This is a genomic window from Scytonema sp. NUACC21 (genome assembly GCF_054684315.1).
The window spans coordinates 1-26,018 of the sequence record NZ_BAAFZH010000082.1 but is presented as its reverse complement, the minus strand read 5'-3'; the positions used below and the strand labels follow the sequence as shown (position 1 = coordinate 26,018).

Below are 26,018 nucleotides of genomic sequence, written 5' to 3'. Positions count from 1 at the left end.
TCTCTATTTCAACTCTCATCAGCAAAGACACCACTCGCTAAAATTCCGAGGATTTTATTTACATCTTTGAGATAGTATTCACTTAAATCAATAGACAATGTTTGTCCTTGTAGTTTGAGGAATTGCCAAATGCTGCCCGTAGTTACTGCACCGTAAATAATCTTAATATCAGTTACCGAGCGCTCATTAAAAATTTGAGCTGCTACCATTTCTGCCGCACACTGACCCAAACCAGCATTGATATTCTCTTTTTTAGCTTCTACAACTGTAATGACTGGTGCTGTCACCATAAGAATTTCCGGGGATTTTGTAATAAGAAAGTCGCAAGTGCCGTTTAATCCCCTGCTATCATCAACAGTAAAATCTACACCCGAAAATAAATTGATTCGCTCGTTTAATTGTCGGCGTAAATCCACTAAAATTGGTGCGATGATGAGTTCGGAACGTGCTTTTTCACTATTACTACCTAATGCGATCGGTAGATTATAGTTGAGAATTTCTGCCAGTAAATGACTGGCTGCTAATTCGGGAATCTCTGCAAAAATATCTCGTTTTTCTAAAGTGACCAAACCGAACTCTTGTTTGGCTTTAGCTAAACGCGTAGGTTCCCGTGTGCCCCACGGTACTTAATCCCAATTTCAGGATATTGATGCTGGCATTTATATCTCTGTCTTCTACAAACCCACAATGAGTACAAACATGGGTTCTAGTTAACAGAGACTTTTGAACTTTCTTGCCACAATTAGAACAGTTCTGGCTGGTGTTGTGAGGAGGTACAGCAACCGTAGCCGAACCATATTTATGACCAAAATATTCCAACCATGACCGGAAAGATAAAGCAATCAGTTAGTGTTGCTAGGTGGGCGGTAGATAACTTGATTTAAGAATGGTGGGCAGTGCCCACCCTACAAAGAAAAAATTTTTTTCACCACAATAAATTATCTGTAGTGGTGTGGATGCCCGCGATAGACATTTTCGTGTTGTGGAACGCCGTGGCGGTAGCTTTTACGGGGATGGGCTCCGTAGTAGTGATAATGCACCGTTTGATGGTAGTAAACACGTTGGGGATGATGGACGCGCCGGGGATGATGGACGCGCCGGGGATGATAGACAGGACACGGGCAATGATAAGCCCTATGATGGCGAACTTGATGATGCCGAACTTTTCGGTGTTGGACTTTGTGACAGTGATATTGTTTGGCTTGTAGGAGTTGCCCTTCTGTTTCCTGGTTGTCCTGAGTTGATAAATATTTTTCTGCTTCAGGTGAGAACAGATGCACTACATCTGAATCGCTTTGTTTTTGAGAGGACTGTTGTTGGTTTTTTATTCTTCTAGGTGTGTGTGCTGTGGCTGTTTCAAACCCCAAACAACCTAGCAATACCAAAACACTAACTGCAAACCGCCAATAATTATTTTTGGACAACATTCTTTCGGTGCTCCTAGTTTTTTGTTCCCTACCTGTCTGCTGGGAATACCTTTTGCAAGGTTTTGGCTGAAGCTATTCTTTTTTATTTTGTGTTGAAGAGAAAGCAGAGCCTATAGAAATGGGTTATCATGCACGACAGAAGTAAGAGAGTTATTGGCGATCGCTACTCTATTTTTTTAATAAGCTTTACTATTTGTTAATCTTCGCAATATTCTCTATTAACAATATCTAACCTTTTAGGTAGGTCAGTTGAGATAAAGTTAACTGATTGCGGTCGTCCTTTGTCAGCTAGAAAAAAACGCGTATTCTAGAATACAAAACAAAGTACAAATCTGCTTATAAACTGAGTTTGGTATAGAGCGTTAGTGTTTTTATAACTGATTTGGATGTTTTCTTAGGATGGGTAGAGATATTATTAAATTTATGCCCTATGTGGTTGGGTTTATGCGCCCTCGATATTTTTGTACGGGTTGGGCAATCCGATCTCGTACCATGCTATTTACAGGTGCAATTCATTTACTGGGAATTCTGATTTTGCCTTATATTGCTGCTTTGCAATTTTTAACAACTGGGGCTGTGATGGTTTTTTGCCTATTTCTATTAGCTGAGTTGGAATGGGATCGTTGTTAAGAAAAGTTAATGGTTAGTGGTTGGTAGTTAGTGATTGTTCAGCATTCAAATCATCTACTAATCACTAACTCTTAACAACTAACTCCTCATAAAAAAGTTGGTGGATTGAGGATAGCCTTGCCCACCAACTTTAAAGTTATGTAACTCATTTTAATATTATTTTTTACCAAGTGTCGGAAGTCCTTGCATTATAAGGTTCTCCTGTAAATGGTTGTACACCGATATATGGATATTTATCATCATTAGGAGTAAAAATCAGCATAACTGCCTCAGAGATAAACTGAGTGAAATCAGCAAGTATCTTGGAAATAGCCATAACACAATACCCCGTTCTTTGTAATTTGAATTGCTATATATTTACTGTAATTCGCATTTTCTTAGTTGCCTTAAAATAGAAACATATTTATATTCTCCGCAATAATAATTGATAGACGTTTGCAATAGTTAAGCTTGAAATGAACAGGGTTCGGTACGGATCGCACTCAACTCAGCCCTGTCCGCAGTCGCACTATGGCAGTTTCAGCTTTCTCAGTCAGGTCAGTTTCTTCTGACTATTAATGCGTCTAACTATTAAAAAAAGTTAAATAATTGATTAAAATAATAATAACTACACCGTATCAGTGCTAGTTTGGAGCGTTTGCGAGCAAGGTTCGGGTGTAGTAGTTGACATAATTTATGGTAAAAACTACCATAAATCAATAAGCATTCTTGCAACAGCGCCATGCTATGACCAGTTTTCCAATCTTGAACGATGCACATACACGCGATCGGGGGCAGCAGAGTTTAGAAAACCAAGAACTGACGTTTTCAGCTCTTGATTACAGCTTGCTGACAGACCTTTACCAATTAACAATGGCGGCTTGTTACACCGGAGAAAGTGTAGAACAACGACAGGCAAGTTTTGAGTTATTCGTCAGACGCCTGCCACCAAATTTCGGTTACCTAATTGCTATGGGTTTGGCACAAGCGTTGGAATACTTGGAAAATTTTCGCTTTAGTCCCTCCCATATAGCGGCTTTACAAGCAACAGGAATTTTTGCCAATGCGCCCGAGCGCTTTTGGTCAGTTCTAGTAGAAGGACATTTTACAGGTGATGTTTGGGCAGTACCCGAAGGGACAGCCGTGTTTGCAAATGAACCACTGCTGCGAGTAGAAGCACCGCTTTGGCAGGCGCAGTTGGTGGAAACTTACCTACTGAACACCCTCAACTATCAAAGTTTGATTGCGACAAGGGCAGCAAGGTTGCGCGATGTAGCATCTGAGAAAGCAACATTGCTGGAATTTGGAACACGGCGGGCATTCAGCCCTCAGGCGTCTTTATGGGCGGCGCGGGCAGCGTTAGCTGGTGGCTTGGATGCAACATCAAATGTTTTAGCTGCACTACAGCTAGGACAAAAACCCAGTGGCACAATGGCACATTCCTTAGTAATGGCATTGTCAGCAATGGAAGGCAACGAAGAACAGGCATTTACAGCGTTTCATCGTTATTTTCCAGGTGCGCCATTGTTGATTGATACTTACGATTCCATTACTGCTGCCCAACGTTTGGCTGAGAAGGTTAAAGCTGGGGAAATGGAGTTATCTGGAGTTAGGTTAGACTCTGGCGATTTGGTATCATTGTCCAAACAAGTGCGATTGCTTCTTCCGGAAGTCTCGATTTTTGCCAGTGGCGATTTGGATGAGTGGGAAATTGCAAAGTTAAGGGCTGCTGGTGCCGAGATTGATGGTTATGGATTGGGAACACGTCTGGTGACAGGTTCTCCCCTCAATGGAGTTTACAAACTGGTGGAAATAGATGGGATTCCAGTGATGAAACAATCAACTGGGAAAGCGACCTATCCCGGACGCAAGCAAATTTTTCGCTCTTTTGAGAAAGGCAAGGTAAAAGCAGATCGGTTGGGACTGGTTTCGGAAACTTCTTTTGACGAACAACCTTTATTACAACTTTTTATGAAAGATGGTCAAAGGTTGCGATCGCCAGAAACCGTAGCCGAAATTAGACAGCGAACAGCTACCTCAGTTGCCAGCTTATCTAATGAGACCAGACAACTAAATAATCCTGTATCAGGACAAGTCAGTATTTCTACTGCCCTGGAAGAACTGACACAACGAACCAGAAAACAAACCCCTAACTACTAACCCCTGTACGGGGGCAATGCCTTACCCCCCTATTAACAACTAACCACTAACCACTAACTACTAACTATCGACCATGAGAATTGCCTTATTTGGTACGAGTGCCGATCCTCCAACTGCGGGACATCAAGCTATCATCAAATGGTTATCCCAGAAATACGATTGGGTGGCGGTTTGGGCAGCAGATAACCCATTTAAGTCCCATCAAACGCGTTTGGAACATCGCGTGGCAATGTTGAATTTATTAATTGAGGATATAGATTCGCCACGTCATAGTATTAAACTGGAACAGGAATTAAGCAGCCTCAGAACGTTGGAAACATTGGAAAAAGCAAAAGCTCGTTGGGGATGGGAATCAGAATTTACTTTGGTTGTGGGTTCAGATTTGCTATCTCAACTACCACGCTGGTACCGCATTGAAGACTTACTACAGCAAGTACAACTTTTAGTTGTACCTCGTCCGGGGTATGCCTTAGATGAGCCGAGTTTGCATATTGTAGAAAAACTAGGAGGAAAAATTGATATTGCAAACTTTATTGGACCAGACGTTTCTTCAACTTCTTATAGAGAAAGCGGCGATAGCGAAGCCCTAACACCTCTTGTCGTTGATTATATTCATAAAAAGCATTTGTATAAATGCTTGTCTAACAATTTAGCTTGTTGAACTGACTGTCATGGGTCATTAGTCATTGTTAATTAATTTTTTACCAAGAACAAAAGACAAATGACAAAAGACGACTCTCATCGCTTTGAACAATTAGTTCCTATGCCGGGACGCAGCCAAAGAAAGATTGTAGCTCCGATTCATCAACCACCTTTAGCAGATTTTAAGGTTGGTGTTGATAGTGTGATTTTTTCTGTAGATACTGCTCAAAACCGCCTGCTAGTTTTATTAGTTATGAGACAGCAGGAGCCATTTTTGAATTATTGGAGCCTTCCCGGCACTTTGGTGCGTCAAGGTGAATCTTTAGAAGATGCAGCTTATCGGATTTTGTCAGAAAAAATTAGGGTTAACAATCTCTATTTAGAGCAGTTGTATACCTTTGGAGGACCACAACGCGACCCACGGGAAGACATCGGTAGTTACGGTGTACGTTATCTTTCAGTCAGTTACTTTGCCCTTGTAAGATTTGAAGAAGCAGAATTAATTGCTGATAAAGTGACTGGAATAGCTTGGTATCCTGTAAAACAGGTACCGCAACTAGCTTTTGACCATAACCAAATCCTAACGTATGGGCACAGGCGCTTGCGAAATAAGTTGGAGTATAGCCCAGTGGCTTTTGAAGTTTTGCCAGAAATGTTTACTTTGAATGATTTATATCAGTTATATACTACGGTTTTAGGGGAAAACTTTTCTGATTATTCTAATTTTCGAGCACGTCTACTTAAGTTAGGTTTTTTATGCGATACGGGAATAAAGGTGTCACGAGGTGCTGGTCGTCCAGCTAGTTTATATCGATTTAATGCCGAAGCTTTTGCTCCATTTAAAGATAAACCTTTAGTTTTTATCTAGAAAAACGGTATAAAGGATGAAGTATGAAGTAAGTTGGTTGGGAAGAAAAAACGCAACTGGTAAAGGTTGTCCTTTGTCATTGGTGAGTCCAGAGAAAGTAGGCGGGTTTCCTGCGCCCTGGGGACTGGGGTTAGCGAAGCGTCTCCGTAAGGAGATACCCGGAGGGCAATTTGTCAGGTTTTCAAAAGCATTTACGTTTTGTAACGGGTTTCTGTTTATTCACTCCGACTTACTTAAATAGCTCGATAAATTGAGTATTTTGTATCCATCTATTAATTTATTTTTCATCTTCAATCCTTTATATTTCATATTTTTTTAGCAATAAAATCAATTATGAAAATTGCGATCGCTCAACTTAATCCTATCATTGGTGATTTGCCATCTAATGCAAAAGAAATTCTGGAAGCGGCACAAAAAGCAGCTAGCGATGGGGTGCGTTTGCTATTGACGCCGGAACTTTCTTTATGTGGTTATCCGCCACGAGATTTATTGCTGAATCCCAGTTTTTTACAGGCAATGGATTTTACCCTTCAACAATTGGCAAGAGATTTGCCGCCAGAACTTGCTGTTTTGGTTGGAACAGTGGACAAAAATTTACAGGCAGAAAGTACTGGTGGCAAAACTTTATTCAATAGTATTGCTTTATTGGAGAAAGGGAAAGTACAGCAGATTTTTCACAAAAGACTTTTGCCTACTTATGATGTATTTGACGAACATCGTTATTTTGAAGCAGGTTTACAAGCTAATTATTTTTCTTTAGATGAGATTGATATTGGCGTAACTATTTGTGAAGACTTATGGAATGATGAAGAATTCTGGGGAAAGCGCAGTTACGCCACCAATCCAATTGCCGACTTAGCTATTTTGGGCGTAGATTTTATTGTAAATTTGTCGGCTTCTCCCTACAGCGTTGGGAAACAAAGGTTTCGAGAAGAAATGCTTAAGTATAGCGCAGTGCGATACCAGCAACCAATCCTCTACGCCAATCAGGTAGGGGGTAATGACGATTTAATTTTTGATGGCAGAAGTTTTGCCTTAAATCGTCAAGGTGAAATGGTCTGCCGTGCTTCTGGTTTTAAGAAAGACTTGGTTGTAGTGGAATTTGACGAAGTGCAGCGAGATTTGCAAGTGGGTTTCATTGCACAGACATATGAGTCTGAAGACGAGGAAATTTGGCACGCTTTAGTTTTAGGATTGCGAGATTACGTGCGTAAGTGTGGCTTTTCTAAAGTTGTCCTGGGTTTAAGTGGTGGTATAGATTCTTCATTGGTTGCAGCCGTTGCTACTGCAGCCATTGGGAAGGAAAATGTTCTCGGCATTCTTCTGCCTTCTCCCTATAGTTCCGACCATTCCATCGGTGATGCCTTAGCATTAGCTAATAATCTTGGTATCAAAACTCATACGATCCCAATCGGAAAGTTAATGCAAGATTATGACAATACATTAGCCGAGTTATTCGCAGGCACAGAGTTTGGGCTAGCTGAGGAGAATATCCAATCCCGAATTAGGGGTAATTTGTTAATGGCAATTTCTAACAAATTTGGTCATCTGCTCTTATCTACAGGCAATAAATCAGAAATGGCAGTTGGTTACTGCACCCTTTACGGGGATATGAATGGCGGATTGGCAGTGATTGCGGATGTTCCGAAAACCCGCGTTTATTCTCTTTGTCGGTGGTTAAATCGCAACGAAGAAACGATTCCAGAAAATGTTTTGAGCAAAGCCCCCAGCGCCGAACTCAAGCCCGGTCAAGTTGACCAAGACTCATTACCGCCCTATGATATTTTGGACGATATTTTACAACGTCTGATTCACGACCATCAATCACCAATGCAAATTGTTGCCGCAGGTCACGATCCCGTCACTGTAGACCGAGTGATTCATCTAGTGGCGCGAGCAGAATTTAAGCGACGGCAAGCCCCTCCTGGACTGAAGATTACCGACCGTGCTTTCGGGACTGGTTGGCGAATGCCTATTGCAAGTAAATGGTTAATAGTTCGTGGTTAGTTGTTAGTTGTTAGTTGTTAGTTGTTAGTTGTTCTACTAATTACCAGCTATTAACTACTAACCACTATCTAATAACTACTATCCTCCATTAACCACTAACTACTATCCACTAACCACTAAATTACAACTTTGTGCGATCGCTCAAAATTTCGTACCCGGTTTCTGTTACCAAGACTGTGTGCTCAAATTGAGCAGAGAAAGAATTATCAACTGTAACAGCTGTCCAGCGATCGGATAATATCCGTGTAAATTTAGACCCAGCATTTAAGATAGGCTCGATCGCAAGCGTCATTCCAGCCCGCAGTTTTACATTTGGCATTTCGCGGGTTCGGAAGTTGAAGACAGAAGGTTCTTCATGTAAATTACGTCCAACACCGTGCCCGGTAAAATCTTCTACAACACTAAAGCCACTAGCTTTTACGTGGTCTTCAATTGCTCCCGCAATATCCATGAGATAATTTCCGGCTTTTACTTGTTCAATACCTTTGTAAAGGGTTTCCTCTGCAACACGAATCAATCGGGCTGCTTCTGGAGTGACTTCACCAACAGCGATCGTAATACAAGAATCCCCATGAAAGCCTTGATAGTAGGCACCCGTATCTACTTTTAAGACATCTCCAGGACGGATAACTTTCTTGGAACTGGGTATGCCGTGTACGACTTCATTATTAATGCTGGAACAGATGGAAGCAGGAAAACCGTGATATCCTTTAAAACTTGGTGTCGCACCCATTTCTCGAATGCGCTTTTCCGCATGAGCATCTAAATCAGCTGTGGTCATCCCTGGCTTAACCAGCTCGGAAATTTCTTTTAGCACAGTTGCCACTATTTTTGCCGATTGCCGCATAACTTCTATTTCACGCGGTGATTTGATTTCAATTCCTCTGCGTTGTTTTTTTGGAGTTTTACTAGCGTTTTGAGCCGGTTGAGAAAGCAGGTGACTGAGAATATTCATGGGAAATGTGTATTTTTTGTACCTTAGTGCCTAGGTGTCAATGATTCTTCTGTTATTGAGAAACATTACTTATACTTCCAAGTTAGCTTATTTTTCCTGATTACTGGTCAGCAAATATCGTAATGTCTCCTTTCATTCCCGCTTCTGTATGTCCTGCTATTGGACAGCGCAAGCTATAAGCTCCTGGCTTGAGTGGTACAAATACCCACTCTGCCTCTGCTCCCGGTTTAAGTTCCAGTTCGTGGATGGCTCCTTTGATTTCAACTTTTCCTGCTTCGACTTTTTGTGTCCAAATTGCGTCTGCAAAATCCTTGGCTGTAAAGTAGTGCTTCAGAGTACTGGGATTGGTGAGTCGGAGTTTGTAGCGTTTTCCTGCCTCAAATTCTAGGTGGTTTGGTTCAAACTTAAGTTCGTTTGTAGAATTACTTAAGCCAACTGTCATTTCTGTTACTGGCTGCTTGAGAATATCTTTTGCGTTTGCTGCCTTAGCAGAAGCTGGGTTGACTGCAAAAAGATATACAAGTAATACGAGTATTAAGAAATTTCTCATCTCACAAATGTCCTTTGTCATTTGTCATTAGTTATTTGTCAGGGGTTATGGCTATTTTTACATTCCTTAAAATAACTGCTTTTATTTCCACTGACTTACTTAAGTTTTTTCTAGTTAAAGTGGTGGGCAGTGCCCACCCTACTACTACTAATGACAAATGACTAATGACTAATGACTATTCATGCTTTCGTCTGCGGATAAAGCAGGTCCAGCAGTGACTACAATAATTTTATCTGGATAAAGCAACTCACGAGCGGCCTGATTAACTTGTTCGAGAGAAACTGCTTGAATTTTGGCAGTGAAAGAACGCAATTCTTCTTTGTCTAGCCCATAAACCTCGTTCATTAAAATTCTGTAAACTAATTCTTCTGGGTTTGCCAGGGAAACAATGTAGTTGCCGATCAGGTTGCGTTTAGCTGTTTCTATTTCCTCTTCTGTGACTCCTTGTTGATGGATTTGTTGTAGTAGTTCGCGAGTTCTTGCAATTGCTTGACGGGTGTCTTCCGGGCTGGTTTGCATCTCAATTAAAAACGTTCCTGAATTCTTTCCTGCCAAAAAGTTGCTGTAAATTCCGTAGGTGAGCCCTTGGCGATCGCGTACTTCTGCGCCCAAACGACTTGATAGGGTATCGCCTCCTAATATTTGATTCAGTACTAAGGCTGCATAGAAGCGGGGATCTTTACGATTAATACCTTGATTGCCCATGTAAGTAATTGCTTGAGCTTTACCAGGGAGAATTGGGTTAACGCTGACAACTTTTTCTGGCAGAGATACTTTTGGGTATTCTAATTTTGGTGGTTGACCCTTGGCATTCCAATCCCCCAATTCTTTTTCAATGAGCGCTGCTACTTCGGTTGGAGAAAAATTTCCCAAGATTGCGATCGCTGTTGTATCGGGACGATAGAGTTTTTCCTTAAATGCCACAACATCTTCACGGCTAATTTGCCGCAAACTCTTATTTGTTGGAAACTTGTGTAAAGGATGTTTTTCCGGATAAACAGATTGTACAAATGTTCTTTCTGCCACCTCTGAGGGATCGTCTAACTCCTGCTTGAGTGCTGCGAGTGCTTGTTTGCGAGTGAGTTCTAACTCTTGACTTGGAAAAGTAGGATGTTTGATAACATCTGCTAAAGTTTGAATTAAAACTGGTAAATCTGCTGCCAAGCTGTCACCTTCAATTCGGACACCTTCGCGGATTGCCTCAAAGGTCAAATTTGCTCCTCGGTCTTCTAAAACTTTAGCAATGGTCAAAGCATCTTTTGTTTTGGTTCCATTCATTAAATTTTCTGCCACAAGAGATGCAAGCCCTGCTTTGTTCTGTGGATCGAATTCTTTACCTGCTTTGATATAACCACTTAGGGTGACTGTAGGAGAACTGGGATCGGAAAAAAGCAATATCCGCAACCCATTAGACAGTGTGAACTGTTCTGGTAATGCATGAGAGACAGAACTTTCTGCAAACTCAACAGATGGTAAGTACTTTTCTATTTCTTCTTTAGTTGCTAATGAATCTGAAGAGAAGTTTTCAGCAACTAGAGTCGAGGTTTCCTTAGTTTCTTTGCCTTTGCCTTTGCCTTTGGCCTGGGTTGGTTCAAAGTACCCTACTGTATACACTTCTGGTTTCAGATATTTTTCCGCTACACGTTGTACATCCACTGTTGTCACTTGCCGCACAGATGCCAAATAGCGGTCTGTGTAATGATAGTTACCAGCAGTTGTCTCATCATGACCTAACTGCATCGCTTGACTGGTGATATCGCGGTTGCCAAGTATGAGAGATGCTTCCAGCTGCGCCTTAGCTCGATTCACTTCTTCTAGTGCTACTCCTTTGTTCACCAGTTTGGCGAGCTCTCTTTTGAGCACTGAGTCAACTTTTTTCACATCTTGCTTTGGGGAAACTGTCACTGATAATTCATACCAGCCCGATTCCTGCAAGCTGACAACCGATCCCGAAACATCGCTAGCTAAACCCGATTCCACAAGTGCCTGGTACAGGCGAGCATTGCGTCCATCTGTCAAAATATAGTCTATGACATCCAGTGCCGGTACGTCGGGATGATTAACATCTGGTAACGGATAGACTGCGTGTAATAATGGTGCGGCTCCCGGTTCTTGTAGAATGATGGGACTGGGGAGAGCTTTTGAGTTTTGTACAGACGCCCCGTAACGAGTCTCGACAATTGTTGAATTTTGACGACTCGGTATTTGTCCAAAAATCTCTTTTACCAAATTTAAAGTTGGTTCGGTTTGAAAATCGCCAACAATGACTAGTACAGCATTGTCAGGGTTATAGAAGTTTTGGTAGTATTTTTGTACTTGCCTGACTTTAAACTTTTGCACATCTTCTTTAGTACCACCTACAGGCAAACCGTAAGGATGGTTGGGAAAGGCGGATTGCATTACAGCACGGCTCAATCGGTATTCTTGGCTGTTCTCATAACCTTGAAGTTCCGAAATAACGACCTGCTTTTCGCTTGTTAAGTGCAAAGTATCAATGACAGCGTTTTGCATTCTGTCTGCTTCTAGCAACAATAAAGCTTTCAGCTTATTGCGTTCTGCTGTATTGTAATATGCCGTTTGCTCGTAGCTTGTAAAAGCATTGGAGTCGCTACCTAAGGCACTGAATAATCTTCCAAATTGAATTGGACGATTTTTCGTACCTCTGAACATCATGTGTTCCAGTTGGTGAGCTATGCCATTGACTCCAGATTCTTCATGGCGCGATCCCACCTTATACCATACTTGTACGGTAACCACTGGGTTAGAGTGCGCTTCTTTCGTTAGGACAGTCAGACCATTTTCCAGCACTGTCTTCAGGACATTTTTTGTCACTGAGGTGGATAATGTTTCTTGTGAAATGGTTGTTTTAGGTGTAGTTACCAATGTAGGTGAAGGTATCAATTGACTATAAGCAGAATCACTACCAAGGATAAGCACTGTAATTAGAACACTCAACAGTAAAAACTGAAAACGATATCGATATGATTTAGACCACACACACATATATTCTATTAATATATCTGTAACTTCGATTACAGATTTTGTAGACTATATTTTAATTCCTCTGACCAATTTGTCGCCTAAGCAACACGGTAGAGAGTTAAATATTCTACTGGCAAAAAATAGGAAGTTCAACTAGGTAAGTGTTGCTAAAACACGAATAAATTCTAAAGGTAATCCATCAGTATCGGCAATAAAAGTCACTTCGTAAATACGGCTGCCTATTTGCTGTTGTGTTGGCTCTAACAAAACTCGCAGTGGTTGCAACAATTCTGAATTACTTTGTGCTGTAACGGCAAACCTTTCTTTTAAATTGGTTAACCAACTAGATAGATCTGGTGTTATTTCAGTTAAGTCAAAAGAGAGGTGATAGTACCCCACATAATGTTCGTCTTCAAAGGCGTCTGGGGCGGGTTTGGGTTGGGGAATTTGGATGAGCTCTATTCTGCCACCCAGCCCCTCCATCCAACAACCTAGGGTATAACCTGTAGTGAAACGCTCGCAAACCGTGAAACCGAGTTGTTCGTAAAAGGCGATCGCTCGATGAATGTTCGCGGTACGAATAGAAGTGTGGTGCATCATAATTTTGTCATTTGCCCTTGGTCATTTGTCCTTTGCCAAATTACCAGTGACAAATGACAAATGACAAATGACGATTATTCAAATAATCGGAAATAAGGATAGCGAACTGGCACTCCTGGCTCTTTTTCCAAGTCAAAGTTAATCACTTCCCAACAGGGTTCTTCTGTTGGATCGGGGCTAAACTCGACAGGTAAACCGTATAGTCGGGCTGATGTTGTGTCCGACTGTCCGGAACGCCAAGGGGTGCTGCGTTCTAGATAACCACTCATCAGTTCTTGATAACGCCTGGCAATAATCACCCGCGTTGCTCGGTAGCCTTGGGTGTATAGTTTGTCTAGCGCCTCATGAATTTCAAAGCGAATGCCATCGGGATGTGTATGTTGCCGATACCATTCGTTATTCCACCTGCGCCAATGACGCCCTGACTGTAGATGGATTAACTCTCCAGTTTTGGGATTTGCTTCAAAAGCGCCGTGACGGGGACATAAATACGTATCTGTTAGTGTCAAAGCCGGGAACGCTACAGAGATATACACAGAGCCATTTTGGAATACGAACCGCACATCATTCATTTTTCAGGACATGGAGCAGGAGAAGACGGCTTATTGTTTGAATCGGAGGCGGATCAACAGAAGTTAGTTGATGCAGAGGCATTGGCGGGATTGTTTCAATTGTTTGCTGACCAAGTGGAGTGTGTTGTCCTCAATGCTTGCTACTCCAAGTATCAAGCTACTGAGATAGCCCAACACATTAATTATGTAGTAGGCATGAGTCAGGAAATAGGAGATAAAGCAGCTATTGAATTTGCTGTTGGTTTTTATGATGCACTTGGAGCAGATAAAGATTACGAATTTGCTTATAAACTAGGTTGTCAACTTATTCGCATGACAGGAATACCAGAGCATTTAACTCCTCAACTCCTGCAGAGGAAACACTCCACACTAGAAGAACCGCCACGCTCTAGCTATCTAATGAACACTCCTTCCTCATTGGAGTTAGAATATCCAAATGGTCATGTGCCGCTTTCTTCTCCCTTCTATGTAGAGCACAATGGGATCGAGTCTGGTTGTTACGAAACACTAGTTAAGCCAGGTTCCCTAATTCGTATTAAAGCACCAAAACTAATGGGTAAAACTTCTTTGCTAACTAGGATTCTTGCACATGGAACTCTTCAGAATTATCAAGCCGTTTACTTGGATTTTGGTGGCATAGATAAATCCGTAGTCACCAATCTCGATAGATTTCTACGCTGGCTTTGTGGAAAGGTTGGTGATGAACTTAACCTCAATAATAAAGTGGATGAGGTTTGGAATACCAAAATTCTGGGTAGTAACGATAACTGCACAGCTTACTTCAAAAAGTATATTTTGGCTCAAATCGATTCTTCTTTGGTTTTAGGTTTGGATGAAGTAGATCGGTTATTTCCTTATAGTGAAGTGGTGGAAGATTTTTTCGGGATGCTACGCTCTTGGCATGAGAAGGGGAAGATTTCAGATGTTTGGAAACAACTGCGGCTAGTGTTAGCACATTCCACAGAAGCCTATATCCCCTTAGATATCCATCAATCTCCCTTTAATGCTGGCGTACCTGTTGAGCTAGAAGAGTTTAATCAGCAGCAAGTAAAAGATTTGGCGCACAAGCATGGAATGAAGGGAAACAATGCTCTTATAGAAGAACTCAGGTCAATGGTAGGAGGGCATCCTTATCTAGTACGGTTAGCCATGTATCATATTGCTACTGGGAAAGTCACCTTAAAACATTTGTTACAGTCGGCGACAACAGAAGCAGGAATTTACGCCAATCACTTGCGCTCGCTACTGAACATCTTGCAACCAGTACCAGAACTAGCCCAAGCAATGAAAAAAGTTGTGAATTCAACTGTTCCAGTAGAATTAGATTCAATCCAGATTTATAAGTTGCACAGTCTCGCACTGGTGCATCGGCAGAGTAATTATGTTATGCCCCGATGCCAACTTTACCGTGAGTATTTCCGCCGTGTCTTGTAAGGAGTAACGATATGGCAGTACCTACTTCCAACTTCTATCAAGTTGGGGCAAGTCTCCCAGTTGATGCTCCCAGCTATGTCAAGCGACTTGCAGACGAAGAGTTTTACCAAAAATTGAAGGCGGGTAAGTTTTGTTATGTGCTCAACTCTCGGCAAATGGGTAAGTCTAGCCTGCGAGTGAAGACAATGCAAAGGTTGCAAGCTTCTGGGAGAGTTTGTGCTGCGATCGACTTAACGGGTATTGGCAAACATAAGGTTACACTAGCGCAGTGGTATGGGGGAATTGTTTACGCACTGGTAGAAAGCTGCCAGTTAGAAGACAAATTTGATTTCGATTGGCAGACATGGTGGCAAAAGCACCAGGAAGTTTTTGACCCAGTAATGTGTTTGAGATTGTTTATCGAAAAAGTATTGCTGGCAAAAATTGAGCAACAGATAGTCATCTTCATTGATGAAATTGACAGGGTGCTGAGTCAAAATTTTTCTCTGGATGATTTTTTTGCGCTGATTAGATTTTTTCAAAATCAGCGTGTTGATAATCCAGCTTTTGAACGGCTCACATTTGCTTTATTAGGTGTGGCAACTCCAAGTGATTTAATGACCGATAAAACCCAAACACCCTTTAACATTGGTGAAGCAATTGAACTGCATGGTTTTCAGATTGATGAAGTCGAGCCACTCATCAAGGGATTGCGCTTAAGATTGCGAGATCCCCAAGCGGTAATGAAGGAAATTCTAGACTGGACGGGAGGACAACCTTTTCTAACACAAAAGCTGTGTCAGTTTATGGTGGAGGAGTCTGCTCGAGAAAATCCTCGCTCTGTGGAACAAGTAGTAAGGTCGCGCATCATTGAGAATTGGGAATATCAGGATGAGCCCGAGCACTTGAGGACTATTAGGGACAGAATTCTCAGAGATGAACAACGTATTGGTAGACTACTGGAGTTGTATCAGCAAATTTTTCTACAGCAAGAAGTTATAGCTAATGAGACTTACGAACAAATGGAATTGCGGCTGTCTGGATTAGTTGTTAAGCAACAAGGAAAGTTAAGGCTTTATAACCGCATTTACGAATCTGTTTTTAACAAAGATTGGGTTGACAGAGCTTTAGCAGATTTACGACCTTATGCAGAAGCATTATCAGCATGGTTAGCTTCCAATTGCAAAGAGGAATTTTGGCTTTTGCATGGACAAGTATTACAAGATGCGCTGCTATGGGCATCTGACAAATATTTGAGTAATACGGATTATCGATTTTTAACTGCTAGCCAGAAATTAGATAAACAAGAATTACAATCTGCTTTTGAGACAGAAAAAAAAGCCAGAGAAATAGAAAAATTGCAAGCTCAAATTTCTTTAGAAGCAGAAAGAAGAGTTAAAGAGATACAAGAACAGGCAAATGTAATTTTGGCTAAAACCAAACAGAAAGCCAAAGATAAAATTCTGGGTAAAAAAATTTGGCACAGAAGCAATATATTGATTGCCTCTAGCATTACAGCCTGTGTTGTATTATTACGCTCTGTCGGATTTCTACAATCTATAGAATGGGCAGCATTGGACTACTTTTTTCAACTTCGCCCCCAGGAAGCTTCAGAAGAACGCATCACTATTGTAGCGATTGATGAGGCTTCTCTCAGATATGTACGTTCGTGGCCGATTCCAGACCGCCAGATTTCCCAACTGATACAAAAGTTAAAAGATTTCCAACCTCGGGCTATTGGCTTGAATATCTACCGCGATTTACCTGTAAAACCAGGTCATCAGGACTTAGTTCGCACTTTCGCGTCCACACCAAACTTAGTTGGCATTCACCTCCTCTCCCATAACAAAAATATTAGTGTTTCACCCCCACCTTTACTCAATCAGCTTAACCAAGTAGGTTTTAACAATGTGATCTATGATGCCGATGGCAAAGTACGACGCAATTTTTTGTATTGGCACCTTGACAATCAAGTCTATGAAAGTTTTTCTTTAAAGCTGGCTTTACTTTATCTCAAGCCTGAAGGCATTACTCCTAAAAAGGCAAAAAGCAACCCCAACTTTATGCAGTTAGGTAACACCGTATTTCATCGCTTTCAACCCAACTCTGGAAGCTACGCAGGTGCAGATAACGGAGGTTATCAAATCTTGTCCAACTTTCCCAAGGTCAGATGCAGGCAACCCAAAGAAGATCGTTGTAGTTTTCGCACAGTATCAATGCGGGATGTCTTAACCAATCGCGTGCCAGAAAGCTGGATCAAAGACCGCATTGTCCTGATTGGTTCGACAGCACCCAGTCTCCAAGATTTTGTCCTCATCCCATACTCCAGTCGTCTGATTGGCGGGGCAAAGCCTGTATCCGGTAACGAACTACAAGCTTATTTTATCAGCGAGTTAATTTCGGCTGTCCTTGAAAGAAGACCTTTACTCAAAACTTGGTCTGACCTCATGGAATGGTTGTGCATTTTTGCTTTCTCCTTAATGGGTTTCAGCGGTAGTGGGTTATTGCGTTCTTTCAAGTCTATACTTGTTATCCTCTCCTTGGGATTTGGTCTCACATCTGTCTTTTTCCTGCTCTTCTTATACGGTTGGTGGTTGCCCCTTGTTCCATCACTGCTGTCTCTAATAGGGTCTGTGATTGCTAACGTAATGGCAAATATCTACCAATTAGAAAGACTAGAGAAACTCGAGCTAAGTGAAACTCTAAAGTTAATGATTGAAGCTTACCACGATGACCCAGCTGCTCATAAAATAGTTGTTGAGTACTTTAAGAGTTTGTCAAACCCTCCATCTGTTGAATAATAAAAATTAAGGATTTTGGCAGCTTTGGATAAATTAATAAAGAGGAATTAATGCATTAGATGTAGGTGGCACTGAAGCTTTTGGAGAATTTCTAAGTCATCCTACAGCCAATTTTGTTATTGATGCTTTGGTAGATTGGTAGAAATATTATGATGAAGATTCACGGTCGTAGACTAGGTAATGCTTTTTCTATGAATGGATTGAGAGTTCGCCGTGCTTCTTATTGCAGTTTACCACACCAAGAGAAGCGATCGCTACACGGCAAGTAAACTAATGAGTAGATAACCTCATATAAATAGTTACCCGTACATGGCAAAAGCTTTGTATGAGATAGGATTGTGGTACGATCGCATAAATTATTTGTACTTTTAAGCTATGAACACACAACTCGTAGATTCTCTTGTGCAAATTATCCAGTCCCTCTCTCAAGAAGAACGGACGCTTTTAGATAAAAAACTGCAAAAGTCAGACGCACGAGCGGCTTTTCAAAGGCTGATTGAGTTGGGGGACAAAATTAACGCTCGTCGTGAAGGAAAACCATTTGACCCACCAATAGAAGACTACATTCAGCAAACAAGAGAAGAACGCAACGAGCAACACGATCAACTGATGCATAGTTTCTTTCCCAAGTCTGAGGCATCCTGTTAAGAAGAACGAAAAAGTACGCGACCGGGAAGGACTTCATCGTTAATTTTGGCATAAACTCGCAAGCAGGCAGAAACTTCCCCAGGTACCCCACCAATATCTAATTGCAAATCATCTTTTGACCAATTAAAAACGTCGGCGTAGGTTCCCCATAATGGGCGGATTTGTACGTGATATCCGGCATGGCGTGCTTTTTCTACAACTGGGTCGAGGGTTCGCCGTGCTTCTTGTTGCAGTTTACCCCACCAAGAGAAGCGATCGCTACATGGCAAGTAAACTAATGAGTGGATTGCCTCGTCTAAATCAAGTCTGGCACGTAAAGATACTGGTAGGTCGGGACTGTCAGCAGTTGCTTGGACTCGGCGGAAACGATCTATCAACACAGTTATATATCTTGACCTTTCTGATTCTGAGTTCAAAGACCGAACACCAAATCTATCTACACTTTTAAGTGCATGGTGCAAAGATGGATCGAGTGCAATAAACTGGAGACAAGTCGAGACAACTCCAGCGAGAAAATCTAGTTCTCCTCCTCGTGTTTCCACCATCAGTTGAGAATCAAAATTCACTCGTTCTGACAACCACAATCCCGTGGCTTTGACTGTTCCTGTCAAACCGGGGTAAATGCATTCATTGCGGGTAAAGGGGAGTGATATGCAAAGTTGCTTATCCTCCACAGCCCCGAGTTGACTTACTGCTTTCAAAATTTGCTCTCGCCAAGTATGAGCTATTTTTTCAGGAACTCGTAGCAGTAAATATTGTATTTCATTCCACAAGTCGGAATCATTGGTGCTGCGAAATTCGTACTGACCTATATAATTTGATAAGTCTCGGTCAGAAAGGATAGCTTCAGCAATTGGTCTGAGTTTTGATTCAGTGGCTACTGGTTCTAACACATCTTCCCAAGAAGAATTGTCTTCTACAGGTAAAACAGTTTCTTCATCGGTCAATTCTGGTGTAGTTTTTAATTCTAAAAGGTTATCCAATTCCCTCAGCAATTCCTCACATACACTGCTTCCTGGGTCGGTCTTGGCTATTTTTAAAGCTTCTTGTAATTGAGCCCGCAGTCCGTGCAACCCCAAGCGCAGTGTCCAAGCTAAATTTGAATTTTCAATTTCTAATAACTTGCTGAGGTGTTGCATACTTTCTCCTAATTACTAATTCGTAATAACTCCATTTCAGTAGAAAATTACGGATGGCTTGTAGGGTGCTACCTAACAAACATAATATTGGTGGTGGGCAGTGCCCACCCTACTACTACACATCATATTGGTGGGCAGTGCCCACCCTACTACACATCATATTGGTGGGCAGTGCCCACCCTACTACTACTACACATCATATTGGTGGGCAGTGCCCACCCTACTTTCTCTTGTGGTGTGGGGCTTCTAGAACGCTAATTGTACTTCCTCTTTTAGCCCGCCAGTTGTACAGGACGGGTGGGGACGCCCGTACCACAAGAAGATGGAGAATTTATTTTTTGGAAATCCCTTAGTGTTCCCCAGAAAATGGATCGCGTTCTGCCCTAACATCATTTGGTTGGGCTTGGAGGGCATCCCGAAAAACGCATCCCTCTTGTTTGAGAGATTCTGGATTTGTTGATGTCCAGTAAGGTACCTCAAATGCATGCACTCTCAGAATACCTTTCTCGTTCAAAGAGACGTAATATCGACAGGGATACTCGGTTTTCACGACTGGTTCTGGTAATTGACCGATGAGTTCCCACTTATTGGATTGGGGATTGTGGAATTGAAAGTAAAAAGTATGTTTCCCGCTTGCAGGAAAAGGAGGTAACTCAGCAATTAATCCCATTCCTTGAGGCTGTACGCCACCATCATCATAGCGAAAAACTCTTAACTCGTTGCTGTAGTCTTTGTTGGCATGAAAGATGACGGTATGAGCATCGGTTTTCAAAGCATTTGCTGATTCAGCAACGTTAACAGCAATATCGCAAATCACTTGACCATCATCAGAAATAACTGCTGATGTTGAGATGGCTTTTGCTGCATCCAAGCAAGGAATATTGGTAGGAATTAAGTAGTGTGGATTGCCCCGGCAAAGTAGCAAATCAATATCAAGTTTTTGATTTATTTCAAACTGAACTTTGATGAGGTTTTTAAAATCCTCCTCACTCATGTTCAGTTTCTTTCTGAGGACATCACCATTGTAGCTGCCCCAAAGCTGGGGTTTGATATTCTCAAAATCTTGACGTATAATGTTATTCGTCAATTGCAAACCCTGCCAATTGCTGCGAAATCTTGCTAATGCGTCATTGGCTTGGAGTTGATAAAGTTCTTGACCTGCTGAAAAAATGGGGTCTAAATTTCCTCCAATAACTTCTCTTTTGAAGGAGCATGGCAAGAAGTAAAACAGGTTTTTGACATCTATATAAAGTTGATTTGCTCCTCTACGCAGCAGTTCTTTTGATTCTTTGGGAGAAAATCCAAGCTGTCTAATTTTTTCAGCAAAGCAGGCTCCAGCAGAAGTGGCAAGCTTTGTATATTCGGGTTCAAATGTGACTCGCTCGTTATTCCAAATAAAATAGTCGGACTTACTGAAGACTCGATAAAGTTCCTGACCAACTAATTCAAGATTGCAGGTTTTGCCCGAGAGAATGACCCAATCAACTTGTTCTTTTGTGTTTTGTGAATTTTGAGACTTAGAGGGCTGATTCCCTAAAGCATTTTCTACCAGCCCTTGGGCAATACCAATTGCTTCTTGAATGACAGGAGAAACTGCTCTTTCAAATTGCTTGACTGTCAGCGTTACTTTGAGAGTATCAATAACTTGTGTCGGTAACTGGATATCATTTTGTTGAAGAAGTTCAAAGATTTTTTGCCCATCCACCACAAATATCGGTTCGGGAGCCTCTTTTTGTCGCTTCTGACCGAGGGTAATTTTTGCAGTCTCTGCTTGTTCCCAAAGGGTGTAAAAAGTTTGCGCCCGAGATGATGAGTTTTTCCAACGCGTTGCTAGTACTTTTTCCGCAGCATTTAATGCATCTTTATAAGCGTCACCTTCTCGAATTTCTTTATCAACACAAGCTAGTATGCTACCGGGTAGGTATTTGCCGTTATCAAGGAAGTAATCGCTTAACTCTTCTGGTTGTACTTTCAAGACATTTTTGTCTAACTTTTCTTCCGCAATTGCTGTTAGCAAACAATCTGCGATCGCTGCTTTCAACAACAGAAACAATCGCAAAGTAATCAATTCGCCACCCAATTGCAAATGACCGGAAGAACCCAATAATTTGGGAGTGAGTTTATAGTACCGTCCGCCATCACCTCTATCTTCCCCTGGCTCAAAGGGGTTAATCTCCTCTAAAGTCAGGCGAATCAGAGCTAAATCTGTAGTTCCTCCACCGATATCTAAAACTAAAACATTTTGCCACCATTTGTCCCCATTGTAACGGCAACGAGTTTTAAAAGATTCAATTCCTACATTCAAATCGCCGCCAAATTCTCGCCAGAGGAAAAAGAGGGCAACTGAGACAGCTTCATCGTAAGCCATCTGCACATCTTCAATATCCAGTTGACTCACCAAATTTTCAATTTCACGACGGACAAATGGTGAGGCAATTGTTGGGTAAGTCACCACAGCGCGATAGAATTTTCCTTCAGAACACTTACCGGGGTAACGCTGGCGATACTTTTCAGTTAAATCTATTAGTTGGGCATAAGCAGCTTGAAGCAGTTGGTTGACTTCAATGGTGTCTGAATTGCCATTGACGGTAATTTTAAAAGAGCGTTCTTGACCGAAGTAACGTTTGGGTGAGTGGAGAAACCTTCCTTCAATTTCCTCTCCATTTCCGATCGCATCAAGCCTGTGCTGCTTTGCCTGTTCCCCCAAAACCACTTTCACTTTTGCCAAGTCATTTTTTGGTAGAGATGGGTCGAGATTAACAACTTCTAACTCACTGGAAATTTCACTAAGACGGCGATCCTTATCTAATTCTACTGATATTAAACTTTGCCATTCTAAGGGTGGAACGCGAAAAACTTCGTGATATATTTGATTTAGCCTTTTGCTAGCAGCACTACGAAACCAGCTGAGGCGTTTGCTCAAACCAATTTCTATTTGCCGGATAGTTTCTAACAATTCAGTACTGTTAACACCTCGAAAGAGTTGTTCGCCCAAGTTTTGACGGCTTGTCAAGTTAATTTCTTTAAAATCCTTGCTGAGTTCAATCACAAACTTCTGCCACTCTTGTTCCCACGCATCCCGGCTAATACCCGGTAAATTATCCACGGGGCGTTGATTTAGCCATGCTGCCATGCGTCCCCGCAACCGCGCCTCTTGCTCGCTGGGAAAACTATCTGGAGTGACAATAACTTTAGGGTCGTAAAGTGTGACCGTAGAATTAGACGTACCGAAATCTATGGCGAACCAGCCCGGATAAGAAATCTCTGGCTTTTGCATTTCTGTAAGTAGTTCGGGTTGAAAAAAAGGTATGGGAGGAGGTGGTGTAGTTTTGGCTGACATTCGATCCATATTTTCAACTTGTGGACTAGTCCATATATTGCATTCAGATTTGGAGATTTGAGATAAGGACAATTTGGGGTTACCAACTTCATCAGAATCAAAATACTCCACTGTTACCAATAAAGTGCAGTTCACACCTATTGGTAAGGGTTTATCCCACCTGCAATCTATCTGCTTTAATCGCTGTGGCGTAGCAAGTTTCAGCAGTTTAGTGGTGCTAAAGTTGACACTTTTATAAGCTGATTGTATCTGTGAAGCTAAATCTTCGGGTGTGCCACTGACAGAAATATCAATTCTAGAGATATGAGGTAAGTTGAAATTATCCGTCGGTTTAATTTCAATAACTGGCAGCAGCAGTAAATCTTCGTCTTTGATACGCAGTTGGTAACGATTTAATAGTTCAATTTTGACAGACATTTTATGTATTCCTTAAACATTAAATCTCATGGAAAGACGCACCCCATAGTGCAACAAGTGCGTCTTTACCTGAGGTTATTTTTCCTCTGGATAAGAAATTACTGGAATTTGGGACAAAGTTTCCAACCAAGGTGGAAGGGGAGTGGAGGTTTGCTCAACTGCTGCAATGTATCTTAGTAGGGGTTCGTGCTTTGATTTGAGAAGTTCTTGCAAATTGTCCACAATTTCCTTCAAAGCTTTAGAGAAAGAAACTTTCACCTGCTTGGTGAGTTGGCTGACATACTGCACTAGGTGTAATCCAGCACTAGCGGTGATTTCATCCCGCAATCGTAAAACGGCGACTTGGTGATTGAATGGTCTTGGGGGAACCGGGAATTTTTTATCAGGACTCCAGTCAAAAATTTGACCGTTCTGATGCCTGTCATCCTGACGTGCTAGGGGGAATAAAACATCGGCATTAATAGGAACGACATCACCACCCAGCCCACTGTGTTGGACAATGAGGTTTTGCCATCTCTTTGCTGGTTCAACCGCACGCAGAAGGTTTCTAAACAGGCGGACTTGAGACCGACCAAATTTTTTCTCAATCAAAGATTCTTTTTCTTGTAGTAAAATGGCGCTGAGTTTGTCCCTTTCTAGTTGCACATCAGTCGATAATTTGCCAAACAAGTCTGTCACTGCTTCTGTAGTGCGATCGTGAGCAAAGGCTTGCATATCTTTGATAGTTTGCACAAAGACTGAATAAAAGTCATCACTTTTGGTGGGGATAGTATCATCAATCTCATCTTCTTCAAAAAAGCTTTCACGTTTCGTCAGAACAATTGTTCCATTTTTAGTTCTGTCGAAAAGCAATGTCCATTCACTCCATTCAAAGAAGATTTTATTGGTGAGTTCATCTTTGACTACATCGCTTACTGATACACCGTTACGGTTAGTCAAAATTGGTTTTTTTTCTAAATCTTCCTGAAACTCCCTGTAAGCTGTCACTAGGTTTTCTATAGATTCCCTCAGGATAAGAAAAACAGGGCTTTCTACCACGGGTATGTAGGCGGGGATTTCGGCTAAAAGATTTTTCAGGTTGTTTTGTTCCTTTCTCAAAGCCTCAGCTGCTCTTCTTGTATCTTCTACAAGTTGCTTCATTCCATGTAAAGCCACATGGTCTTTAAGTAAAGAACGTAACCTATTAATACCACCATCTTCCGCAAAATCACTCAGTTGTTTGTGCAAATAGCTGGAGGAAGGGAGCATTTCGCTTAATTGTCGCCACTTCTCTCGCAGTTGCGACTCTTCTGGTTTATTTGGTTTATCTAGTTCAGAGAAAAACTCTCTGGAACAAACTTGTAGTAGAGAGGATTGTTCTGCTAGTTTTGTTAATCCATACAGTTGTGACAGCAGAACGATATTTTTTTTCTCTGTGGTCAAATTACCAGCGCTAGCAATAGTTAGTTTCAGAATGTTAAGCTGTTCCAGGACTGTTTCTTCTGAAAGCAGCGGCTCATCTAAAAGATCGGCGATCGCTCGTTCATCACTGCTGCTGAGAGGTACTTGATTAAAGCGTCCAACACCAACAACAATTCGGTCTCTGAGGTCTTGTCCCTTATCCCGTTCCAACATACTGCGGATTTTAGTTGCAGTTACGCCACCAGGATATCGACCATTCAGCAACAGCAGAATTGTTTGCACATCTCTGAGTTCCCGCAGAGATAAAAAAGTATCTCTCACGCTAGAGTCAGCAGCCCCCAACCCTGGGAAGTCCAAAAGAATAAATTCATTTGTACCCTGTAGGGCAGATAAATCCCAAATTTGTTTTGAAACTTCAACCGTCACATCAACACGGCGAATGAGGGAGAAGCTACCCTGTAAATCTTTAGCGGAAGGCTGCAACAGAGTTTCCCAAGGTTTGGGAGTCGGGGGCAATCGGTCAAAGCTGAGTTCTAAAATATTTATGGGTGGCTCAGCTAACCTCAGCCCCTTGTGAGCGGTGGTACTATCAATCTGGTAGCTTTTCCCGCAGATATCATCTCCGTAGACATTATAGGTACGAAGGAAGACTACCAGTTCTCGTAATAAAGACCTGAGTTCCAAGCTTTGAATTTTCCACGTTTGCTCGCACCATCTCAGTATACCTTGACTATCAACTTGTGTTTTTGGGTACAAGCTTTTCAGACCAGCCAGTTCAGATGGGGGTAAATCTACGGCTTTTATCCGCTGTTCTGCTTCCTGCAACATATAGCGCAAGCACTCTCTCACGCCTTCGTGAGAAAGATATTCAACCGTAAACTTACTAATTTTTGTTGTTTGTAAATCTGGTTGTTGAACGAGATGAATGGCAGTGACATTTCCTGTCGTGGGGGTTTCACTTACGGGTAAAGCATCAGCATAGCCAATGAGGCTACCCAAAAGCAACGTTTTTCCACTGCTGAATTCCCCCATAATTCCAATCTTGACAGGGGAAGAGGCAAGTTCTACGACCCGCGTAGCAGATTGCTGAAGGCGCTGGATGCTTTCGTGAAGGGTTACCGGAACCCAGCTATCCTTGGGAGGTGGGTTTTGCGATACTAAATCTAAGCTCTGGAGTACAGATTCCCCATATTCCTTATAACGGCGTAATTGTTCTACTGCCATATCGCTTGTCATAGAGTTTTTGATTTAGATCCCAGTTTATCTTTCCGCACCAAAATTGGCTAAAAGGCAACCGGGGATCTACCTAAAAAATGTCATTGGTCATTTGTCCTTTGTCATTTGCCATGACGTAGGGTGGGCACTGCCAGCCCTTTCAACGCGTTCAAGTGTACTACTAATATCAAGTCTGGTTAATTAGTTATGATTAAACAATCTGTACAAAAACCAGAAAACTCGCTCCCCCTCTCCCTCTCCCCCCCTCTCCC

The 26,018-nt window shown here is 41.8% G+C and carries 19 protein-coding genes and 1 pseudogene; 9 read left to right on the top strand and 11 right to left on the bottom strand.

Annotated features, from left to right (window positions below):
* Positions 1–8: 8 nt before the first annotated feature.
* Both ACYRY3_RS18875 and ACYRY3_RS18870 read right to left on the bottom strand, forming a co-directional pair.
* On the bottom strand, positions 9–569 hold the full coding sequence (locus ACYRY3_RS18875) for a hypothetical protein (RefSeq protein ID WP_460203144.1): 561 nt from the start codon (positions 567–569) through the stop codon (positions 9–11).
* Between the two features lie 19 nt (positions 570–588).
* Positions 589–834, bottom strand: a pseudogene (locus ACYRY3_RS18870) (zinc ribbon domain-containing protein); the annotation flags it as partial.
* 118 nt (positions 835–952) lie between these two features.
* Here ACYRY3_RS18870 and ACYRY3_RS18865 point away from each other — a divergent pair.
* Together ACYRY3_RS18865 and ACYRY3_RS18860 are read left to right on the top strand one after the other, a co-directional pair.
* On the top strand, positions 953–1,336 hold the full coding sequence (locus tag ACYRY3_RS18865) for a hypothetical protein (protein ID WP_460203143.1): 384 nt from the start codon (positions 953–955) through the stop codon (positions 1,334–1,336).
* Positions 1,337–1,826: 490 nt separating this feature from the next.
* Entirely contained in the window at positions 1,827–2,057 is a 231-nt protein-coding gene (locus ACYRY3_RS18860) for a hypothetical protein (protein ID WP_460203142.1), read from the top strand.
* Between the two features lie 163 nt (positions 2,058–2,220).
* On the opposite strand, the gene ACYRY3_RS18855 is transcribed toward ACYRY3_RS18860, so the two are convergent.
* Entirely contained in the window at positions 2,221–2,373 is a 153-nt protein-coding gene (locus ACYRY3_RS18855) for a hypothetical protein (RefSeq protein ID WP_460203141.1), read from the bottom strand.
* Between the two features lie 410 nt (positions 2,374–2,783).
* Here ACYRY3_RS18855 and ACYRY3_RS18850 point away from each other — a divergent pair, with 410 nt between their 5' ends.
* The 4 genes from ACYRY3_RS18850 to ACYRY3_RS18835 all read left to right on the top strand — a co-directional run bounded on the left by ACYRY3_RS18850 (position 2,784) and on the right by ACYRY3_RS18835 (position 7,713).
* Positions 2,784–4,196 (top strand): nicotinate phosphoribosyltransferase, encoded by a 1,413-nt coding sequence (locus tag ACYRY3_RS18850; RefSeq protein WP_460203140.1) that lies wholly within the window; start codon positions 2,784–2,786, stop codon positions 4,194–4,196.
* Between the two features lie 73 nt (positions 4,197–4,269).
* Positions 4,270–4,857, top strand: a complete 588-nt coding sequence (locus tag ACYRY3_RS18845; RefSeq protein WP_460203139.1) for a nicotinate-nucleotide adenylyltransferase — start codon at positions 4,270–4,272, stop codon at positions 4,855–4,857.
* Between the two features lie 102 nt (positions 4,858–4,959).
* Positions 4,960–5,706, top strand: a complete 747-nt coding sequence (locus ACYRY3_RS18840; protein ID WP_460203226.1) for an NUDIX hydrolase — start codon at positions 4,960–4,962, stop codon at positions 5,704–5,706.
* Between the two features lie 333 nt (positions 5,707–6,039).
* Complete coding sequence (locus tag ACYRY3_RS18835; RefSeq protein WP_460203138.1) at positions 6,040–7,713, top strand: NAD+ synthase; 1,674 nt, start codon at positions 6,040–6,042, stop codon at positions 7,711–7,713.
* Between the two features lie 121 nt (positions 7,714–7,834).
* Here ACYRY3_RS18835 and map read toward each other — a convergent pair whose 3' ends face one another.
* From map to ACYRY3_RS18810, 5 genes are all read right to left on the bottom strand, one after another.
* Positions 7,835–8,668 carry a type I methionyl aminopeptidase gene (map, locus tag ACYRY3_RS18830; RefSeq protein ID WP_460203137.1) on the bottom strand — a complete coding sequence of 278 codons (834 nt, stop codon included), beginning with the start codon at positions 8,666–8,668 and terminating at the stop codon, positions 7,835–7,837.
* A 100-nt stretch (positions 8,669–8,768) separates the two neighbouring features.
* On the bottom strand, positions 8,769–9,239 hold the full coding sequence (locus ACYRY3_RS18825) for a cupredoxin domain-containing protein (RefSeq protein WP_460203136.1): 471 nt from the start codon (positions 9,237–9,239) through the stop codon (positions 8,769–8,771).
* A gap of 147 nt (positions 9,240–9,386) precedes the next feature.
* Positions 9,387–12,221 (bottom strand): M16 family metallopeptidase, encoded by a 2,835-nt coding sequence (locus ACYRY3_RS18820; protein ID WP_460203135.1) that lies wholly within the window; start codon positions 12,219–12,221, stop codon positions 9,387–9,389.
* A gap of 132 nt (positions 12,222–12,353) precedes the next feature.
* A complete protein-coding gene (locus tag ACYRY3_RS18815; protein WP_460203225.1) occupies positions 12,354–12,797 on the bottom strand; it encodes a VOC family protein in 444 nt (147 codons plus the stop codon).
* Positions 12,798–12,874: 77 nt separating this feature from the next.
* A complete protein-coding gene (locus ACYRY3_RS18810) occupies positions 12,875–13,336 on the bottom strand; it encodes a TIGR02652 family protein (RefSeq protein ID WP_460203134.1) in 462 nt (153 codons plus the stop codon).
* A gap of 9 nt (positions 13,337–13,345) precedes the next feature.
* On the opposite strand from ACYRY3_RS18810, the gene ACYRY3_RS18805 reads away from it, so the two are divergent.
* The 3 genes from ACYRY3_RS18805 (at position 13,346) to ACYRY3_RS18795 (ending at position 18,234) form a co-directional block, all read left to right on the top strand.
* A complete protein-coding gene (locus tag ACYRY3_RS18805; protein ID WP_460203133.1) occupies positions 13,346–14,806 on the top strand; it encodes an AAA-like domain-containing protein in 1,461 nt (486 codons plus the stop codon).
* Positions 14,807–14,817: 11 nt separating this feature from the next.
* Complete coding sequence (locus tag ACYRY3_RS18800) at positions 14,818–17,586, top strand: CHASE2 domain-containing protein (protein WP_460203132.1); 2,769 nt, start codon at positions 14,818–14,820, stop codon at positions 17,584–17,586.
* A 375-nt stretch (positions 17,587–17,961) separates the two neighbouring features.
* Positions 17,962–18,234 carry a hypothetical protein gene (locus ACYRY3_RS18795; RefSeq protein ID WP_460203131.1) on the top strand — a complete coding sequence of 91 codons (273 nt, stop codon included), beginning with the start codon at positions 17,962–17,964 and terminating at the stop codon, positions 18,232–18,234.
* On the opposite strand, the gene ACYRY3_RS18790 is transcribed toward ACYRY3_RS18795, so the two are convergent.
* The 3 genes from ACYRY3_RS18790 to ACYRY3_RS18780 form a co-directional block, all read right to left on the bottom strand.
* On the bottom strand, positions 18,231–19,373 hold the full coding sequence (locus tag ACYRY3_RS18790) for a hypothetical protein (protein ID WP_460203130.1): 1,143 nt from the start codon (positions 19,371–19,373) through the stop codon (positions 18,231–18,233). The genes ACYRY3_RS18795 and ACYRY3_RS18790 overlap by 4 nt on opposite strands.
* Positions 19,374–19,722: 349 nt before the next feature.
* Positions 19,723–23,130 carry a molecular chaperone gene (locus tag ACYRY3_RS18785; RefSeq protein ID WP_460203129.1) on the bottom strand — a complete coding sequence of 1,136 codons (3,408 nt, stop codon included), beginning with the start codon at positions 23,128–23,130 and terminating at the stop codon, positions 19,723–19,725.
* A gap of 75 nt (positions 23,131–23,205) precedes the next feature.
* Positions 23,206–25,767, bottom strand: a complete 2,562-nt coding sequence (locus ACYRY3_RS18780) for a dynamin family protein (protein WP_460203128.1) — start codon at positions 25,765–25,767, stop codon at positions 23,206–23,208.
* Positions 25,768–26,018 lie beyond the last annotated feature (251 nt).

Coding starts and splice junctions, on each gene's coding strand:
- ACYRY3_RS18860 (WP_460203142.1), top strand. CDS start 1,827: ATGGGTAGAGATATTATTAAATTTATGCCCTATGTGGTTGGGTTTATG.
- ACYRY3_RS18855 (WP_460203141.1), bottom strand. CDS start 2,373: ATGGCTATTTCCAAGATACTTGCTGATTTCACTCAGTTTATCTCTGAG.
- ACYRY3_RS18850 (WP_460203140.1), top strand. CDS start 2,784: ATGACCAGTTTTCCAATCTTGAACGATGCACATACACGCGATCGGGGG.
- ACYRY3_RS18845 (WP_460203139.1), top strand. CDS start 4,270: ATGAGAATTGCCTTATTTGGTACGAGTGCCGATCCTCCAACTGCGGGA.
- ACYRY3_RS18840 (WP_460203226.1), top strand. CDS start 4,960: ATGCCGGGACGCAGCCAAAGAAAGATTGTAGCTCCGATTCATCAACCA.
- ACYRY3_RS18835 (WP_460203138.1), top strand. CDS start 6,040: ATGAAAATTGCGATCGCTCAACTTAATCCTATCATTGGTGATTTGCCA.
- map (WP_460203137.1), bottom strand. CDS start 8,668: ATGAATATTCTCAGTCACCTGCTTTCTCAACCGGCTCAAAACGCTAGT.
- ACYRY3_RS18825 (WP_460203136.1), bottom strand. CDS start 9,239: ATGACAAAGGACATTTGTGAGATGAGAAATTTCTTAATACTCGTATTA.
- ACYRY3_RS18820 (WP_460203135.1), bottom strand. CDS start 12,221: ATGTGTGTGTGGTCTAAATCATATCGATATCGTTTTCAGTTTTTACTG.
- ACYRY3_RS18815 (WP_460203225.1), bottom strand. CDS start 12,797: ATGCACCACACTTCTATTCGTACCGCGAACATTCATCGAGCGATCGCC.
- ACYRY3_RS18800 (WP_460203132.1), top strand. CDS start 14,818: ATGGCAGTACCTACTTCCAACTTCTATCAAGTTGGGGCAAGTCTCCCA.
- ACYRY3_RS18795 (WP_460203131.1), top strand. CDS start 17,962: ATGAACACACAACTCGTAGATTCTCTTGTGCAAATTATCCAGTCCCTC.
- ACYRY3_RS18790 (WP_460203130.1), bottom strand. CDS start 19,373: ATGCAACACCTCAGCAAGTTATTAGAAATTGAAAATTCAAATTTAGCT.
- ACYRY3_RS18785 (WP_460203129.1), bottom strand. CDS start 23,130: ATGTCTGTCAAAATTGAACTATTAAATCGTTACCAACTGCGTATCAAA.
- ACYRY3_RS18780 (WP_460203128.1), bottom strand. CDS start 25,767: ATGACAAGCGATATGGCAGTAGAACAATTACGCCGTTATAAGGAATAT.